Annotated in this window: 12 protein-coding genes; 5 read left to right on the top strand and 7 right to left on the bottom strand. The window is 66.9% G+C overall.

Annotated elements, in window-relative coordinates; translation table 11 throughout:
• Positions 1-11 precede the first annotated feature (11 nt).
• The 3 genes from JOF48_RS16755 to JOF48_RS16745 are packed head-to-tail and all read left to right on the top strand — an operon-like array spanning position 12 to position 4,363.
• On the top strand, positions 12-2,549 hold the full coding sequence (locus JOF48_RS16755; protein ID WP_209682545.1) for a DEAD/DEAH box helicase: 2,538 nt from the start codon (positions 12-14) through the stop codon (positions 2,547-2,549).
• 21 nt (positions 2,550-2,570) lie between these two features.
• Positions 2,571-3,083 carry a GNAT family N-acetyltransferase gene (locus JOF48_RS16750; protein ID WP_209682542.1) on the top strand — a complete coding sequence of 171 codons (513 nt, stop codon included), beginning with the start codon at positions 2,571-2,573 and terminating at the stop codon, positions 3,081-3,083.
• Positions 3,080-4,363 (top strand): alpha/beta fold hydrolase, encoded by a 1,284-nt coding sequence (locus tag JOF48_RS16745; RefSeq protein WP_209682540.1) that lies wholly within the window; start codon positions 3,080-3,082, stop codon positions 4,361-4,363. The genes JOF48_RS16750 and JOF48_RS16745 overlap by 4 nt, the downstream gene beginning before the upstream one ends.
• Positions 4,364-4,409: 46 nt before the next feature.
• Here the strand turns inward: JOF48_RS16745 and JOF48_RS16740 are convergent, their stop codons facing one another.
• Both JOF48_RS16740 and uvrB read right to left on the bottom strand, forming a co-directional pair.
• Complete coding sequence (locus tag JOF48_RS16740; protein WP_209682537.1) at positions 4,410-4,754, bottom strand: VOC family protein; 345 nt, start codon at positions 4,752-4,754, stop codon at positions 4,410-4,412.
• Positions 4,755-4,876: 122 nt separating this feature from the next.
• Complete coding sequence (gene uvrB, locus JOF48_RS16735) at positions 4,877-6,958, bottom strand: excinuclease ABC subunit UvrB (RefSeq protein ID WP_209682534.1); 2,082 nt, start codon at positions 6,956-6,958, stop codon at positions 4,877-4,879.
• Positions 6,959-7,118: 160 nt separating this feature from the next.
• Between uvrB and JOF48_RS16730 the strand changes: the two genes are divergently transcribed.
• Positions 7,119-7,577, top strand: a complete 459-nt coding sequence (locus JOF48_RS16730) for a DUF4190 domain-containing protein (RefSeq protein WP_209682532.1) — start codon at positions 7,119-7,121, stop codon at positions 7,575-7,577.
• Positions 7,578-7,657: 80 nt separating this feature from the next.
• Here the strand turns inward: JOF48_RS16730 and coaE are convergent, their stop codons facing one another.
• Genes coaE through JOF48_RS16715 form a run of 3 tightly spaced genes read right to left on the bottom strand, consistent with a single transcriptional unit; the run spans position 7,658 to position 13,352 of the window.
• Positions 7,658-8,698, bottom strand: coding sequence for a dephospho-CoA kinase (coaE, locus tag JOF48_RS16725; protein WP_209682529.1), 1,041 nt, complete (start codon positions 8,696-8,698; stop codon positions 7,658-7,660).
• A 49-nt stretch (positions 8,699-8,747) separates the two neighbouring features.
• Positions 8,748-10,163, bottom strand: a complete 1,416-nt coding sequence (locus JOF48_RS16720; protein WP_209682526.1) for an FAD-binding oxidoreductase — start codon at positions 10,161-10,163, stop codon at positions 8,748-8,750.
• Between the two features lie 51 nt (positions 10,164-10,214).
• Positions 10,215-13,352, bottom strand: a complete 3,138-nt coding sequence (locus JOF48_RS16715) for an ATP-binding protein (protein ID WP_209682523.1) — start codon at positions 13,350-13,352, stop codon at positions 10,215-10,217.
• Between the two features lie 86 nt (positions 13,353-13,438).
• Between JOF48_RS16715 and JOF48_RS16710 the strand changes: the two genes are divergently transcribed.
• A complete protein-coding gene (locus JOF48_RS16710) occupies positions 13,439-14,152 on the top strand; it encodes an IMPACT family protein (RefSeq protein WP_209684695.1) in 714 nt (237 codons plus the stop codon).
• A gap of 5 nt (positions 14,153-14,157) precedes the next feature.
• Here JOF48_RS16710 and JOF48_RS16705 read toward each other — a convergent pair whose 3' ends face one another.
• Together JOF48_RS16705 and rpsA are read right to left on the bottom strand one after the other, a co-directional pair.
• Entirely contained in the window at positions 14,158-14,862 is a 705-nt protein-coding gene (locus tag JOF48_RS16705) for a DUF805 domain-containing protein (protein ID WP_245346587.1), read from the bottom strand.
• Positions 14,863-15,095: 233 nt separating this feature from the next.
• The gene (gene rpsA, locus JOF48_RS16700) at positions 15,096-16,574 is read right to left on the bottom strand and encodes a 30S ribosomal protein S1 (protein WP_209682520.1); all 1,479 of its coding nucleotides are present in this window, start codon (positions 16,572-16,574) and stop codon (positions 15,096-15,098) included.
• Positions 16,575-16,804 lie beyond the last annotated feature (230 nt).

Here is a 16,804-nt window from a genome sequence, read left to right as displayed (position 1 = left end):
CTGGGATGACCATGAATCTTCTTGAACAGCTCGCCACCCTGAACCCGCAAACCTCCTCCGACGACGACGTTTTGGACGCGTTCCTGGAGTGGACCCTGGACCGGGGGCTGGAGCTGTACCCGGCGCAGGAAGAGGCGGCGCTGGAGCTGGTCAGCGGCAACAACGTGATCCTGTCCACCCCCACGGGCTCGGGCAAGTCCATGGTGGCCATCGCGGCGCACTTCAACGCCATGGCCCGTGGTGCCGCCAGCTACTACACGGCCCCCATCAAGGCGCTTGTTTCCGAGAAGTTCTTTGCCCTGTGCGAGATCTTCGGGGCCGAGAACGTCGGCATGATCACGGGAGATTCCTCCGTGAACCAGGACGCCCCCATCATTTGCTGCACGGCGGAGATCCTGGCCAACATTGCGCTGCGCGAGGGCGAGGACGCCGACGTCGGCGTTGTCATCATGGACGAGTTCCACTACTACTCGGACCCGCAGCGCGGCTGGGCCTGGCAGCTGCCCCTGCTGGAGCTGCCGCAGTCGCAGTTCCTGCTCATGAGCGCCACCCTGGGTGACGTCAGCCGCTTCGAGCGTGAGCTGACGGAGCTGACCAACCGGGACACCACCACCGTCTCCTCGGGCGAACGCCCCATCCCCCTGCATTACTACTACGTCCAGACCGGCGTGCACGAGACCCTCGAGGAGCTGCTGGCCACCAAGCAGGTGCCCGTCTATGTGGTGCACTTCAGCCAGGCCGAGGCCATTGACCGCGCCCAGAACCTCATGAGCATCAACGTGTGCACCCGCGAGGAAAAGGACAAGATCGGCGAGCTCATTGCCGGGTTCCGCTTCTCCGCCGGATTCGGCAAGACCCTCAACCGGCTGGTGCGCCACGGCATCGGCGTCCACCACGCCGGCATGCTGCCCAAGTACCGCCGCCTGGTTGAGCAGCTGGCCCAGGCCGGGCTGCTGAAGGTCATCTGTGGCACCGACACCCTCGGCGTGGGCATCAACGTGCCCATCCGCACCGTGTTGCTGACCGCCCTGAGCAAGTACGACGGCGTGAAGACGCGCGTCTTGCAGGTGCGCGAGTTCCAGCAGATTGCCGGGCGCGCAGGCCGGGCCGGCTACGACACCGCAGGCACCGTCATTGTGCAGGCGCCAGAACATGTCATTGAAAACACCAAGGCCATGGCCAAGGCCGTGGCGAAGTTCGGCGACGACCAGAAGAAGCTGCGCCAGGTGGTCAAGAAGAAGCCCATGCAGGGCTTCGTGTCCTGGGGCGAGCCCACGTTCACGCGCCTGGCCGAATCCGTGCCGGAGCCGCTGACCTCCAGCTTCACCATCACGCACGCCATGCTGCTGAACCTGCTGGAACGCCCGGGCGACCCCTTCGCGGCCGCCAAGGCGCTGCTGACGGAGAACCACGAGACTCCGGCCAGGCAGCGCGCCCTGATCCGCAAGGCGATCGGCATGTACCGGGAACTCCTTGGCGCCGGTGTCGTGGAGCGCATCCCCGAGGACGAGCTCGAAAACGACGGCCGCACCGTCCGGCTCACGGTCCACCTGCAGATGAACTTTGCCCTGAACCAGCCACTCTCCCCCTTCGCCCTCGCTGCCCTGGACCTGCTCGACGCCGAGTCCCCCAGCTACGCGCTCGACGTCATCTCCGTCATCGAGGCAACCCTGGAGAAACCGCGCCAGATCCTCTCGGCCCAGCTCAAGCGCGCCCGCACCGAGAAGATCACGGACATGAAGGCGCAGGGCATCGAGTACGACGAGCGGATGGCGATCCTCGACCAGATCACCTACCCCATGCCGCTCCTGGAGATGCTCTCCGACGCCTTCGAGGTCTACCGCAAGGCCGCCCCGTGGATGGGCGACTTCGAGCTGAGCCCGAAGTCCATCATCCGCGACATGTACGAACGCGCCATGAACTTTGGCGAATACGTCCAGTACTACTCCCTGGCCCGCTCCGAGGGCATCGTGCTGCGCTACCTGACCGACGCCTACAAGGCGCTGCGCCAGACAGTCCCGCAGGATGCCCTGCGCGAGGACCTCGAGGACATCATCTCCTGGCTCGGCGAGCTGGTCCGCCAGGTCGACTCCAGCCTGCTGGATGAGTGGGAGAAGATGACCAGCGGCGAAGACTCAACCGCACCGGAGGAGACGGCCCTTCCGCCGGCACCGCCGCGCCTGACAGACAATTCCCGCGCCTTCCGGGTCATGGTCCGCAACGAGTTGTTCCGCCGCGTGGAGCTGGCCGCCGACGACGACTTTGAGGCCCTGGGGGCGCTCGACGGCGACCACGGCTGGGATGCCGACCGCTGGGCCGATGCGCTGGATGCGTACTGGGACGAGCACGAATGGCTGGAGTCCGGCCCGGCAGCGCGCGGCCCCTCCCTGCTGCACATCAATCCGGGCGCCTCGGAGTGGGCCGTCCGCCAAACCGTCGTTGATCCCGAAGGCAACAACGACTGGTTCATGGCGGCCACAGTGGATCTTGAGGCCTCCAACGAAGCCGGGGCCGCCGTCGTGATTTTCAAGGAATTCAGCAGGATGTGAGGTGCGCGATAAGCTCGTTCCATGAGTTTGCTACGCGCCGCTGTGCCCGCCGATGTCCCCGCCATCCTTGGCATGATCCACGACCTGGCTGTTTATGAAAAAGAGCCCGACGCCGTCAAGAACACCGTTGAGATGCTGCACGCAAATCTCTTCGGCGACAACCCACAGATCTTTGCCCACGTGGTGGAGTCGGACACCGCAGGCGAGCCCATTGTGGGATTCGCGCTGTGGTTCCTGAACTACTCCACATGGGAGGGCACGCACGGGATCTACCTCGAGGACCTCTACGTGCGGCCCGAGGCCCGCGGCGGCGGCCATGGCAGGAAGTTGCTGCAAAAGCTGGCGCAGATCGCCGTTGAACGCGGCTACGCCCGCTTCGAGTGGAGTGTGCTGGACTGGAACGAACCCTCCATCAACTTCTACAAGTCGTTTGGCGCGGGCCCCATGGACGGCTGGCACGTGTACCGGCTCGACGGCGATGCCCTCACCACATTTGGCGCACCGGCAGCAAGCCACGTTGGGGTCAAGGCATGAGGTCATCGGACTCCTGGGTGATCCGCGGCGTGCGCATGCGCGACCACCGTTTCGATGTCCCCCTGGACCACGCCAACCCGTCCGGCCCCACCATCGAGGTCTATGCCCGCGAGCTCGAAGATGCCCGTGGTGAGGCCGGCTCGCTTCCGTGGCTGCTGTTCCTGCAGGGCGGGCCGGGCGGGCGCGGCAACCGCCCCGCCGGGCTCAGCGGCTGGCTCGCCGAGGCCACCAAGCACTTCCGGGTGCTCATGCTGGACCAGCGCGGCACCGGCCTTTCGACGCCGGCCAACCGCCAGACCCTGCCCCTTGTGGGGGACGTTTCGGCACAGGCCGACTACCTCTCGCACTTCCGGGCCGACAGCATCGTGGCCGATGCCGAGCTCATCCGGGCCGAGCTGGGCTCGCCCGCATGGAGCCTCTTTGGCCAGAGCTATGGCGGCTTTTGCGCCTTGACGTACCTGTCCTTCGCGCCGGAAGGCGTCAAGGAAGCCCTGGTCACCGGGGGCCTGGGCCCGCTCACGGGCCCGGCCGACCAGGTCTACCAGGCTACGTTTGCGCGCCTGCGCAGCCGCAATGCCGAGTACTTTGCCAAGTACCCGGGCGACCGCCCCCTGCTGACCCGCCTGATGCGCCACGTGGCGTCCGTCCCAGAACAGCTGCCCACCGGTGAGCGCCTCACCCCGGAGCGTGTCCAGATGCTGGGCAACTTCTTTGGCGGCAACACCCGGTTCGACGCACTCCACTACCTGCTGGAGGACGCCTTTGTTCCCACGCCCGACGGCGACCGGCTCTCCGACGGCTTCTTGGCGCAGGTGTCCCTGTTGGTCTGCCGCGCGGCAAACCCGCTGTACGCGCTCATGCACGAATCCATCTACGTCCAGGGCGAGGCCAGCAACTGGGCCGCCGCCCGCGTGCTGCGCGGGCACCCCGACTTCCACCCGGATGCTGCCGAGCCGCTGCTGACGGGCGAGGCCGTCTACCCGTGGTACTTCGAGCAGGATCCCGCACTCGTGCCGCTGAACGAACTGGCGGGGGTGCTGGCCGGACGCACCGAGGGCTGGGGCGCACTGTACGACCTCGACCAGCTGGCCCGGAACACCGTGCCCGTGGCCGCCGCCGTCTACAGCGACGACATCTACGTGGACCGGGACATCTCCACCGCCACCGCCTCCCAGGTCAAGAACCTCCAGGTGTGGGAGACGGCCGACTTCCACCACGACGGCATCGCGGACGACGGCGAGGGCATCTTCGCCCGGCTGCTGGGCATGGTCCGGGCGTAACGGCTGCCGGCGCCGGGGCGGCTGCACCGGCGCCGGGAACGGGCCGCTAGGGTGCCTTGGGGCGCCAGATGCCGAAGCGGCTGCCCTGCGGATCGAGAAGGTGCGCGAATTCAATGGCGCCGTTGTCCACGAGCGGCACAGCGACGGTGGCACCAAGTTCCACCGCCCTGGCCAGGCTTGCGGCAACATCGTCCACCTGGACATAGAAGATGGCCCAGCTGCCCCCGCCCATGGCGGAGGTGTCCCACAGCCCGCCGTGGTCGCCGTCGACCATGCTGTAGGCGGCATCCGACGGCGGGCCCACAGGCCAGTCGAACATGCCCGAGTAGAAGGCACCGGCGGCTGCCGGATCCGGCGTGCCGATTTCGAAATAGTTCACGGGGTTGGACATGCCGTGCCGTCCTGTCTGGCCCTCAGGGCGAGGGCTGGAATGGGTTGATTCCACCATTCTGGCCCTGCCCCCGGTGTCACACAATGCCTGCGCGCACCTTCCGGATTCCGGCGGGCGGGGCGCTACGCGTGGCCTGCTTCGCGCATTTGCCGAAGTTCCTTCTTCAGGTCGCCCACCTCGTCGCGGAGCCTGGCCGCAAGCTCAAAGTGCAGTTCCGCGGCGGCGGCGTGCATCTGTGCGGTGAGCTCCTCAATGAGGGTGATGAGGGCAGCAGCCGGGAGGGATGCGCCGTCGGACGCCTTCTTCTTGGTCCCCTTGGCGGCGCCTTCGCGCTTGAGCCGGGCTTCCTCCAGCAGGGCCGCGGTGTCGGCGTCCTCGCGTGCCAGCTGGTCGGTGATGTCGGCAATTTTCTTGCGCAGCGGCTGCGGGTCGATGCCGTGTTGCTTGTTGTAGCTGACCTGGATTTCGCGGCGCCGGTTGGTCTCGTCGATGGCGAACTGCATGGAGGCGGTGACCCTGTCCGCATACATGTGCACCTCGCCGGAGACGTTGCGGGCTGCGCGCCCGATTGTCTGGATCAGCGAGGTCCCCGAACGCAGGAAGCCCTCCTTGTCGGCATCGAGGATGCTGACAAGGGACACCTCGGGCAGGTCTAGCCCTTCACGCAGCAGGTTGATGCCCACCAGCACGTCGAAGACGCCCATGCGCAGCTCGCGCAGCAGTTCCACGCGGCGCAGCGTGTCCACGTCCGAGTGCAGGTACTGGACCTTGATGTTGTTGCCGAGCAGGTAGTCGGTGAGGTCCTCGGCCATGCGCTTGGTGAGGGTGGTGACAAGGATGCGTTCGTTCTTCGCCGTGCGCTTGCGGATCTCGCCCAGGAGGTCGTTGATCTGGTCCTGCGAGGGCTTGACGATGATTTCCGGGTCGATCAGGCCGGTGGGGCGGATGATCTGCTGGACATAGCCGTCGGACACGCCCAGCTCGTACTTGCCCGGCGTCGCCGACAGGTAGACGGTCTGGCCGATGCGTTCCAGGAACTCATCCCACTTCAGCGGCCGGTTGTCCATGGCGGAGGGCAGGCGGAAGCCGTGGTCCACGAGGGTGCGCTTGCGGGACATGTCGCCTTCGTACATGGCACCGATCTGCGGCACTGTCACGTGGGATTCGTCGATGACAAGCAGGAAGTCGTCCGGGAAGTAGTCGAGCAGGCAGTGCGGCGCGCTGCCCTGCTCGCGCCCGTCAATGTGGCGTGAGTAGTTTTCGATGCCGTTGCAGAAGCCCATCTGCTCCATCATTTCCAGGTCATAGGTGGTGCGCATGCGCAGCCGCTGGGCTTCAAGCAGCTTGTTCTGGCTCTCCAGCTCCTTGGTGCGGGCGGCCAGCTCGTCCTCGATCTGCTTCACGGCACGCGCCATGCGTTCCGGCCCGGCAACATAGTGCGAGGCAGGGAAGACGTACATCTCGTTTTCCTCGCGGATGATCTCGCCGGTCAGCGGGTGCAGGGTGTAGATGTTCTCGATCTCGTCGCCAAAGAACTCGACCCTGATGGCCTGTTCCTCGTACATCGGAATGATCTCCACGGTGTCACCGCGCACACGGAAGGTGCCGCGGTGGAAGTCGATGTCGTTGCGGGTGTACTGCATGCTGACGAACTTGCGCAGCAGGTCGTCGCGGTTCATCTGGTCCCCGCGGGTCAGTGTCACCATGCCGGCCACGTACTCTTCCGGCGTGCCGAGGCCGTAGATGCAGGACACCGTGGCGACGACGATGACGTCGCGCCGGGTCAGCAGCGCGTTCGTGGCCGAGTGCCGCAGGCGTTCCACTTCCTCGTTGACGGAAGAGTCCTTCTCGATGAACGTATCCGACTGCGGCACGTACGCCTCGGGCTGGTAGTAGTCGTAGTAGGAGACAAAGTACTCGACGGCATTGTTGGGCAGCAATTCGCGGAACTCGTTGGCCAGCTGCGCGGCCAGCGTCTTGTTTTGCACCAGTACAAGCGTGGGGCGCTGCACCTGCTCGATCAGCCACGCCGTCGTGGCCGACTTGCCCGTTCCCGTGGCACCCAGGAGGACCACGTCCTTCTCCCCCGCGTTGATGCGTTCCGTCAGCTCCTTGATCGCGGCGGGCTGGTCGCCGGCCGGCTGGAATTCGCTGATGACTTCGAAGGGGGCCACAACGCGGTTGATCTCCTGTGCAAGACTCATGGGCTTAACGCTACCCCTGTTGTCGCCTGGCGCCACACGTGGCCTGCCTCACGTTGATGACGTCATGCGCGGCGGCTTCAGCGCCAAACGTGCCCAAACATGCCAAAATGGGGTTCGAACATCATCAAAATGCACCACAAACACCCTTCGAGAGGAACCCATGACTCAGAACACCCCCGAAAACCCGGCCAACCAGCCCACGCCTCCCCCGGCCTACCCGTCCGCACCTGCGGCCCCCCAGCCGCCGGCGCCGTACGGCCAGCAGCCGCCGGCTTACAACCAGGGGCAGCCGGGCCCCTACGGCGCACCCGCCGTTGACCCGGGCAAGACCCTGGGCATCATCTCCATCATCCTGCCCTTCGTGGGCCTGGGCCTGGTGGGCCTGATCCTGGGCATCATCGGCAAGGTGAAGTCGAAGAAGGCCGGCTTCAAGAACACCCCCGCGCTGGTGGGCATCATCATCAGCGTCGTGGCGATCATCGGCACGATCATCTTCGGCATCTGGCTGATCAGCTACATCTCGGACCTGAGCACCCAGATCCTCGAGGGCTGCTCCAACGGTGAAGAGACGGTCACGATTGCCGGGGAACTGGTCGCCTGCCCGGCCACCCTCCCGTAAGCTTCGTCCCCAGGCAAGGGCCGCACCCGCCAGGTGCGGCCCTTCCTTCGTTTAACGGCGTTGTCGCTGCACGCCGGCGTTCAGCGCACCACAACGGCTGCAGCCAGGCCCGGATCCGCCGAACGCAGCACCACCGGCTCTGCTCCTGCCCCCGGCCGGGCCCCGGACCCCGGCGCCGGGAACCACCCCGCCGACGCAAGTCCCGGCAGTACATCGTCCGCACCAGACGAGTCCTTGAGCCGGACTTCCAGCAGCAGCCGGGCACTCTCCGCCTCCCCCGGTTGTCCGACGCCGGCCGGCCCGCCAATGTGTTCCGCCGACCCGCCAACCGCTGCCTCCAGCCGCGCGGCAATTCTCCCTGCCAGGGCCGCAGTTGCGGCCGCGCCCCCTGCCCCCTCACGCACACCTGCTGCTCCCGGTTGGCGGGCCTGCGCCGGCTCCGCGGGGCGGCCGGCGTCCAGGTTCGCCGCGAAGGGCAGCAGCCTGCCGTGCCACAGGGCATCCAGCTGGGCGACAGCCTCCTCCGGGCTGCTGTCGTTGATGATGAGCACGTCCGCCGCCGCGGCCCGCTCGGCGTCGGATGCCTGGGCGGCCAGCCGCGACCTGGCCTCGACCTCGGACATCCCCCGGTCCCGCACCATCCGTGCCACGCGCTCCTCCTCGGGCGCCTGCACCACCACCACGAGGTGGAACCTGGCACCTTGCCCCGTCTCCACGAGCAGCGGTATGTCCTCGACAACTATGGCGGACCGGACGCCGCCGTCCCCCGGCACGGCAGCGTCCCCGCCAGCGGCCCGCCCGCCGGCACCCCGCAGCGCCTCCGCCTTCAATTCCGCAGCGGCGGCACGCACGATCGGGTGGACAATGGCGTTCAATGCAACGCGCGCGTCGGCATCACCAAACACGATGGACCCCAGCCTTGGCCGGTCCAGCGAGCCGTCGGGCAACAATGTCTCGGTGCCGAAGCGTGCCGCCACCGCAGCAAGGCCGGGCGTTCCCGGCGCCAAGGCATCGCGGGCCAGCCGGTCGGCGTCGATCAGCACGGCCCCGAGCTCGCGGAACCGGGCGGCCAGCAGTGATTTTCCGGCCGCGATGCCGCCGGTCAGTCCAATGGAAAGCATGCCTCCACACTACCGGGCGCACTGCGCGCGACAGCGTTGCGCCCGGGGATCAGGCCGCCGGCGGAATGTTCTGGTTGATGTGGAAGACGTTGTCCGGGTCGTAGTGGGCCTTGACCCGGGCCAGCCGGGCGTAATTGTCCCCGTAGGCGCTGCGCACCCGGGCGTCGCCCTCCTCACCGAGAAAGTTCACGTACACCCCGCCGGCCGATGTCGGGTGCAGCTCCTCCCAGTACTTCCTGGCCCACTCCGTGATGGCGGCCGCGTTGGCCGGATCCGGGTCGACACCGACAATGGTTCCTGCCCATCCGCCGCCGCGATAGGGAAAGGCTGTCGCAGCGGCGTCGACACGCATGGCCGCCCCGTCAATGGGGTACAGGTGCATGGTCGAATGCCCGGTGGGCAGCAGTACCCCGTACTTGGCATGGACATCGATCGCGGCGTCGCTGATGTCCTTGAACATGTCGGCTTTCCAGTACCACTGGAGCCCGGCGGGGTACAGCGCATCGAAGGCCGACTGCAGGGCGGAGAACGGCATGGGGGCAAGGCCCACCAGGAGCGGTGAACCGAAGTCGCGCACGGGCTCCGTGGCGGCGTCGGCCTTGTCGGCAGGGCCTGTGTAGCACCAGACAATGGCACATGACTTCCGCCCCCACAGTTCCTCCGGGAACGGTGCCGCCGGCGGAATGGTGAGCAGGCCGATCCAGCCGCTGAGCTCCTCCGGAAGGGTGGGCAGCACCTCCCGGTACCACCGCATCACCTCTGGTGCATCGTCCAGGTCGTACAAAACCGGCCCACCCACAATGGTCCCGTTCTCACCCACGTCGTGGCAGGCGAAGCGGAACGACACCACCACACCGAAATTGCCTCCGCCGCCGCGCAGCCCCCAGAACAGGTCAGGGTGGCTGTCGGCGTCTGCCGTTACGAGGGTTCCGTCGGCCAGCACGACATCGGCGCTGAGCAGGCTGTCAACCGTCAGCCCGTACCGGCGTGACAGGTAGCCGACGCCGCCGCCCAGGGCCAGTCCGCCAACGCCTGTGGACGCCATGAACCCGGATGGTGTTGCCATGCCGTACGGCACGGTGGCGGCGTCCACTTCACCCCACGTACAGCCGCCGCCAACCCTGACGGTGTGTCCGGCGGCGTCCACGTCAATGCTGCGCAGGAGGGAGAGGTCGATGACAAGCGCCCCGTCCCACACGCCAAAACCGCCGGCGTTGTGGCCGCCCCCGCGCACGGCAATTTCGAGTCCGTTGGCGGTTGCGAAAAGGACGCAGGCGGCGACATCGGAGGCGTCTGCACAGCGGGCGATGGCGAGCGGCCGCCTGTCGATCATGCCGTTGTACACGGCGCGGGCAGCGTCATAGCCGCCGTCACCGGCTTCGATGAGCGTGCCGCCAAGGGCGGCGGCGAGTCCGCCAAGATCTGCAGCCCCTTGGCGCGGGGCCGGAATATCCTTCAGTGACATGGTTGTGGCTCCTTATGACCGGGCGGCCGGCTGCCGCTTCTGGGCACCACGCTAGAACCCAGGCGTTCGCCCCGCGTTCGCCGCCGTCTGGCGCACCCGGTCTGCCAGCATGTGGCCCTGCTGTGCCACGGCCAGCCGCCCGGCACGGTCCAGCAGGCTGCCGGCCGCAGCCGGACCGGCAAGGAGTGCCTGCTGGCGCAGGATCTCCGGCAGCCACCACAGGTCGTCCCGCTGGACTGCGGCCGATTCCGCACCGTCCAGAACGGCAGCCGCCTCCTTGTGCCGTCCGCACGCGGCCAGTGCCTGGGCCAGAAGGCTGTGCCAGTACGGCATGCGGGCGAAGGCCTGGGACGCCTGCAGCCTGGCGATGCCGCCACGGATCACTTCAACGCCGTCCATCCCGCCGGCAGCCCAACCCCGCAGGATGGTTCCCCAATCTCCGTAGTAGGCGAAGCTCCGGCGCGCACACAGTTCTTCCAGCTCCCTGGCAAGCACTCCAAGGCGTGCCCGCTCCCCGGGTGCCCCGCCCGATGGATCCATGCGCATCTGGAACAGCACGGCACGGAAGGCCAGTGCGACAGCCAGGCTGTAGGGGTGCCCCGCCCTCGTGGCCCGGTCCACACTTTCACGTGCCAGGACAAGTGCGCCGCCGTCGTCGCCTGCGAGCCAGTGCGCATGGGCATCCCAGGCCCGGGCGTGCACCTCGATACGGGTGCCCAGGATGTAGGACTGTTCATCGGGGGCGCTGTCCAGGGCGAGCGAGAAATGCCCCAGGGCTTCGTCGATTCGGCCAAGGCTTGTCGCGGCGCCTGCAATGGCAAAATGTGCCTGGCCGGCAAGCACGGGCAGGTCCCCCGCCAGCAGCAGTGCCCGGCCGGCCAGGGCATGGGCCTGCTGCGTCCGGCCCTGCACAAACGCCACAGCGAAGAGCCCGAGAAATGCGGAGGCAGCCACGCGGGGACGGCCCGCATCCGCTGCCAGCTCGGTGATGCGTTCAAGGGTGGCGTGCAGTTGGGGGGACGCATAGCCGCGCAGGGCCGTGAGTGGCTGGGGCAGGTGCAGCAGCACCTCCAGTTCCCGTTCGGCACCATCTCCGCCGTGGTCCTGCCCGGCGAGCAGGTTCAGGGCGGCCTGGTAGTGCGCCACGGCGCGGGCATTGGCGAAGATGCGCATTGCCGCATTCCCGGCCCGCACAAAATAGTGCACCGCTTTGTCGGCTTCGCCTGCGCTGCGCCACTGCTCGGCCAGCTGGGCCGCCACGGGGTCAAGGTTGACGGAGTTCCGGGCTTCCAGGGCCCGGGCGAGGGCCTGGTGGAGCTGCCAGCGCTGCGGCGGCGACACAAGCGCGTAGGCGCAGTCGCGCAGCAGGTCGTGGCTGAAGTCGTAGCCGCCGTGCTGCTCTCTCAAGATGCGCAGGCGCCACAGCTCATCGACGGCCCACACCAGGGACTGTTCACTGCCCGGCCAGGCCGCCGCCAGCGTGCCCAGGCTGAACCCCCGGCCAAACGCCGCCGCCAGGGATGCGGCGGAACGGGCATCGGTTGAACATTGGTCAAAGCGGCGGCGCAGCACTCCCGCCCCGTCTGCACCGCCAGCCAATACCTCGGCCATCGTGGCTCCGCCCATGCCGCGTGCGGTCTCAGCAACGTGGAGCGGATATCCCCCTGTTGCTGCATGCAGCAGTGCAGCCTCACTGCCGGAGATCTCCCGCCCGAGGATGGAGGCAGCCAGTTCCGCTGCATGGGCTGCGTCGAGGGGCGCCAGCACCCACTGCTGGACCCATCCGCCGTTGCGCAGCGCGTTGAGGGCGTCAGGCGTGCGGGTTTCGGCTGCAGGGCCTTCGGTCCGGGCCGCGGCGACCACCAACACCGGTGAATCCGGGGCAGTCCCGAAAAGCACCGACAGCCAATCCAGGGTTTCCTCATCACACCATTGCAGGTCATCCAGCACCAGAAGTGCGGGGCGCGCCGACGCCAGGACGGCCCGCACCAGTTCCTCGTGGAAGTGCCGGCGCCGCCAGGCCCCGGCCAGGGCTGCCCCTGCCCAGTGGCGGCCATTGGCCGGACCGGAAGTTTCCGGGGATTCCGGTCCGGCATGCATCCTGACAACGGCATGGTGGGGGCCTTCGGCGCCGTCGAACAGGTGGAAGGGGGCATTCTCCAGCCAGGTGGATACCGGGGACAACGGGGCACTGCCAGCCCCGTCGAAGCAGCGGGCGTAGGCAGTTGTGGCATTTCCGTCCGCCACTGTGTCCATGAGAGCGGCCAGCAGCCGGGTCTTGCCCACCCCGGCGTCACCCGTGACAACAACCAGGCCCGGGTTGCCGGCGCAGGCCCGTTCCCAACGCGCCTGCAGCAGTGAGAGTTGGCTTTCCCTGCCAACGGGCCGGTTTGACGAACGGACGCCCGGAAGGAGCGTCATGGCGTCGCGGCCGCCCGCAGGCCGCTCATCGGGGACACGGCCCAGGAGGTCGCGTGCCAGTGCGCGAGTCCGCGGCCCGGGCTCCACGCCCAGCTCCTGTTCCAGTGCGGCGGAGCACCGGTGGAAGGTCCGCACGGCCGCGGAGATGTCGCCGGCGGCCGTCTGCAGCTCCATGAGCTTTTGATAGCCTGCTTCTTCGAGCGGTTCCAGCTGCAGGCGCCGGCGGGCGGCCGCCTGGGCCAGCTCCGGATCGACGCCTGTCGCAGCAGCGGCCACCTGGTCGCACAGCTCCACGCACCCACGGTGCATCGACTCCCGGGCGGCCAGCACCCACTCGGAGTGAAGGCCCGGCAGCAGCTCCCCCGCATAGGCCTCCATGGCATCGCGGCCATGGCGCAAAAGTCCATCCTGCTCACCGCCCGCGCCAGACCGGGCGGCCAGGCTGGCGAGGAAGCGAAAGTCATGCACGTCGGAGGCGCACCCTAAACCCTCACGCCAGACCAGGGCGGTGCCGTCCAGGTGGATGCAGCCGGCAACGTCGGGGAGTTGGCGCAGGCCGTGCAATTCCCTGCGCAGGTTGGTCCGGGCCTGCCGGTCCGCCGACCCCGGCCAGAACAGCCCGGCCAGCTTCCCCCGCTCCTGGGGCCGACCGGCATTCACCACCAGGAAGGCCAGCACCTCCAGTGCGCGGCCAGAGACAAGGGACGGGGCCCCAGTCTCCGCCTCGTGACTGACCCGCTGCTCCCCCAAGAAGTAGAGCCGCAACACAGTACCCGCCCCTCGGCTGTTGGAGGACCCCTGCGAACCTCCCAATTATCCCACCGGCGTGCCCCCGCGGATAGGATGGCAGCGTGATGAATACCCAAGCGACGCCCGGCACCAACTCATACACAACACTTGCTGCAGGGCCCGATTTCCGCCATGAAATCAGCATCAAGCGGTCCCGCTTCATCACCGTCCTGCGGCGTGTGGAGGACGAGGCCGCCGCCCGCGACCTCGTGGCTGAACTGCGCAAGGAGTTCTACGACGCCAGGCACCACTGCTCCGCCTTCATCATCGGCCCAGACCGCGGTGTGCAGCGCTCCAACGACGACGGCGAACCCTCCGGCACGGCCGGCATTCCCATGCTGGACTCACTGATGAAGCGTGAAACCCGGCCCGGTGCCGCCACCAACGCGGCCCAGGCCGACCTCAGCGACGTGTGCGCCGTCGTGGTCAGGTACTTTGGCGGGATCCTGCTTGGGGCCGGCGGGCTGGTGCGCGCCTACTCGGAGTCAGTCAGCACCGCGGTTGACGCGGTTCCGCTGGTGCGCCGGGACAGGTTGAAGCTTTTCACCGTGGCCGTGCCGCATGCGGAGGCGGGCCGTCTCGAGAACGAGCTGCGCGCAGCCGGCTATGTCATGACCGGCAACGGCTACGACGCCGTCAACACCCAGGTGGGGCTGGCCATGCCCGACGACGAGCAGGCCATCAGCGCCGCTGTTGAACGGCTGGCTGCACTCACGGCCGGACGCTGCACGCTGGCCGCAGCCGGGCTCGAGTGGGTGGACACGCCGCTGCCGCGCTAGAACTGCTAGTGGCCGTACGGCTGCTGGGCATGGGGCGACGGCACCATGGAGCGCTTGTCATAGCGCGCACCTTCCGGTTTGGCGGCCATCAGTGCAAGAATCAGGACCACTGCGAAGCCCACATAGGGCACGAGCCACAGGGCCACCAGGCCGCCGCTGAGATTGGCGTCGTGGAGCCTGCGCACCGCGAGGGCCAGCCACGGCACGAGTGTACCGAACCAGCCGATGATGATCAGCACGGCGGCCGTGTCGCTGCCGATGACGGACCCCAAGACGGCCAGGATGAAGAAGGCCAGCACCATGAACAGCTGCACAAACCAAAACTCCGCCCGGCTGGCCCGCCCGGTGAACGTGGCGTACTTGCGGAAGAAACGGCCCACTGACTGGATGAGGGTGGCGCCGTGCAGCGGAAGCGACTCGGGGTCGCTGGCACCGAACGCGCCGACGTTGTACGGACCGCCGTTGTACGGGCCGGCCGCATAGGGACCCGCACCGTACTGCATGGGCGGGGCCGGATACGGCTGCACCGGCGCGGGCATCTGAGGGGCGGGGTTCAGCGGCTGCTGGAACCGGGGATCGTGCTGTGTCGGCGCCTGCGGGGCCGGCATGCGCGGCACCTGCGGCTGGACGTATGTCGGCGGTGCGTCGGCGGGGCCGAAATAGCCCGGCAGCACCTTGGGTTCCTGGTTTCCCGGATCCGGAATGGTCATGGTGTGGTTTTCCCTTGTTTGAGTCCCTTCCATCGATCATATCGGCTGCCCGCAGTTGCCGGTGCCCGGCGCGTGCGAACGAGGCCGTGGGACCCAAGGGGGCCGTGTGATTCTTACGTTGGTCTGCGCCGCCGCTGCCACGGCAGATTCAAGCGGGCATTAAAAGGGAACGGGTCCCCCACCCGAAGGTGGAGGACCCGTCCATGCTGCCGGCCAGGGGCCGGAGGCGGAAATTAGTTTCCGGTCAGCTTTTCGCGCAGTGCGGCGAGAGCCTCGTCGGAAGCCAGCGTGCCGGCGCCCGAGTCGGTTGCAGCAGGCTCGGAGGAGTAGGAAGTCCCTGCGGACTCGCCACCTTCACCGGCGTTGTCGGCAGCTGCATCTTCTGCGGCGTGCTCGGCAACCTGCTTCTTGTGGGACTCCCAGCGGGCCTGGGCGTCAGCGTACTGCTGCTCCCAAACGGCGCGCTGGTTCTCGTAGCCCTCGAGCCATTCGTTCGACTCGGGGTCGAAGCCCTCGGGGTACTTGTAGTTGCCCTCTTCGTCGTACTCGGCAACCATGCCGTAGAGTGCCGGATCGAACTCGGTGGAGTCGACGTCGACACCCTCGTTGGCCTGCTTGAGGGACAGCGAGATGCGGCGGCGTTCCAGGTCGATGTCGATGACCTTGACGAACAGTTCGTCGCCAACGGAGACAACCTGCTCGGCCAGCTCCACGTGGCGGACAGCCAGCTCGGAGATGTGAACGAGGCCTTCGATGCCGTCTTCAACGCGAACGAATGCACCGAAGGGAACCAGCTTGGTGACCTTGCCGGGAACAACCTGGCCCAGCGCGTGCGTGCGGGCGAAGGTCTGCCAGGGGTCTTCCTGCGTAGCCTTGAGCGAGAGCGAAACACGCTCGCGGTCCAGGTCAACTTCGAGAACCTCGACAGTGACTTCCTGGCCAACTTCGACAACCTCGGACGGGTGGTCGATGTGCTTCCAGGACAGCTCGGAAACGTGGACGAGGCCGTCTACGCCGCCGAGGTCAACGAATGCACCGAAGTTGACGATGGAGGAAACAACGCCGGGGCGAACCTGGCCCTTTTCCAGCTTGTTGAGGAACGTGGAGCGAACCTCGGACTGGGTCTGCTCGAGCCAGGCACGGCGGGACAGGACCACGTTGTTGCGGTTCTTGTCCAGCTCGATGATCTTGGCTTCGATCTGCTGGCCGATGTAAGGAGCGAGGTCGCGCACACGGCGCATCTCGACGAGCGATGCGGGCAGGAAGCCGCGCAGGCCGATGTCGAGGATAAGACCACCCTTGACCACTTCGATGACGGTACCGGTGACAACGCCGTCTTCTTCCTTGACCTTTTCGATGTCGCCCCAGGCGCGCTCGTACTGTGCGCGCTTCTTGGAGAGGATCAGGCGGCCTTCTTTGTCTTCCTTCGTGAGGACCAGGGCTTCGACCTGATCGCCAACGGCGACAACGTCACCGGGATCAACGTCGTGCTTGATGGACAGCTCGCGGGAGGGGATGACACCTTCGGTCTTGTAACCGATGTCGAGCAGAACTTCGTCGCGGTCAACCTTGACAACTACACCTTCGACGAGATCGCCGTCGTTGAAGTACTTGATGGTTGCATCTACTGCGGCGAGAAATTCTTCAGCAGTACCGATGTCGTTGATTGCAACAACAGGGGTACTCGTCTTCTCGGGGGTGGTGATGGTCATGTAGTAGGGGCTCCGATGTGGATAGTTGGATTTAGTCGGATCCGTGGACGCGGCGCGGAGGACCGCGCACATGCCCACATGGTGGATCCAAAAATTATTGTGGTTGCAGGGGTTCCTGCAGATTTTCTGCCTGTTCCGCGCGTTCCGGCCACCTGTGGGTGTTCCGTGCACGCATTACATGCCCGTTCAGTCTAGTTGTTTGGCCGTGGTATCGCAAAGCGGATCTCCGG

The sequence above is a fragment of the Arthrobacter stackebrandtii genome (assembly GCF_017876675.1).
GTDB lineage: Bacteria > Actinomycetota > Actinomycetes > Actinomycetales > Micrococcaceae > Specibacter > Specibacter stackebrandtii.
This window is presented reverse-complemented; position numbering and strand designations above follow the sequence as displayed.

Coding starts and splice junctions, on each gene's coding strand:
- JOF48_RS16755 (WP_209682545.1), top strand. CDS start 12: ATGAATCTTCTTGAACAGCTCGCCACCCTGAACCCGCAAACCTCCTCC.
- JOF48_RS16750 (WP_209682542.1), top strand. CDS start 2,571: ATGAGTTTGCTACGCGCCGCTGTGCCCGCCGATGTCCCCGCCATCCTT.
- JOF48_RS16745 (WP_209682540.1), top strand. CDS start 3,080: ATGAGGTCATCGGACTCCTGGGTGATCCGCGGCGTGCGCATGCGCGAC.
- JOF48_RS16740 (WP_209682537.1), bottom strand. CDS start 4,754: ATGTCCAACCCCGTGAACTATTTCGAAATCGGCACGCCGGATCCGGCA.
- uvrB (WP_209682534.1), bottom strand. CDS start 6,958: ATGAGTCTTGCACAGGAGATCAACCGCGTTGTGGCCCCCTTCGAAGTC.
- JOF48_RS16730 (WP_209682532.1), top strand. CDS start 7,119: ATGACTCAGAACACCCCCGAAAACCCGGCCAACCAGCCCACGCCTCCC.
- coaE (WP_209682529.1), bottom strand. CDS start 8,698: ATGCTTTCCATTGGACTGACCGGCGGCATCGCGGCCGGAAAATCACTG.
- JOF48_RS16720 (WP_209682526.1), bottom strand. CDS start 10,163: ATGTCACTGAAGGATATTCCGGCCCCGCGCCAAGGGGCTGCAGATCTT.
- JOF48_RS16710 (WP_209684695.1), top strand. CDS start 13,439: ATGAATACCCAAGCGACGCCCGGCACCAACTCATACACAACACTTGCT.
- JOF48_RS16705 (WP_245346587.1), bottom strand. CDS start 14,862: ATGACCATTCCGGATCCGGGAAACCAGGAACCCAAGGTGCTGCCGGGC.
- rpsA (WP_209682520.1), bottom strand. CDS start 16,574: ATGACCATCACCACCCCCGAGAAGACGAGTACCCCTGTTGTTGCAATC.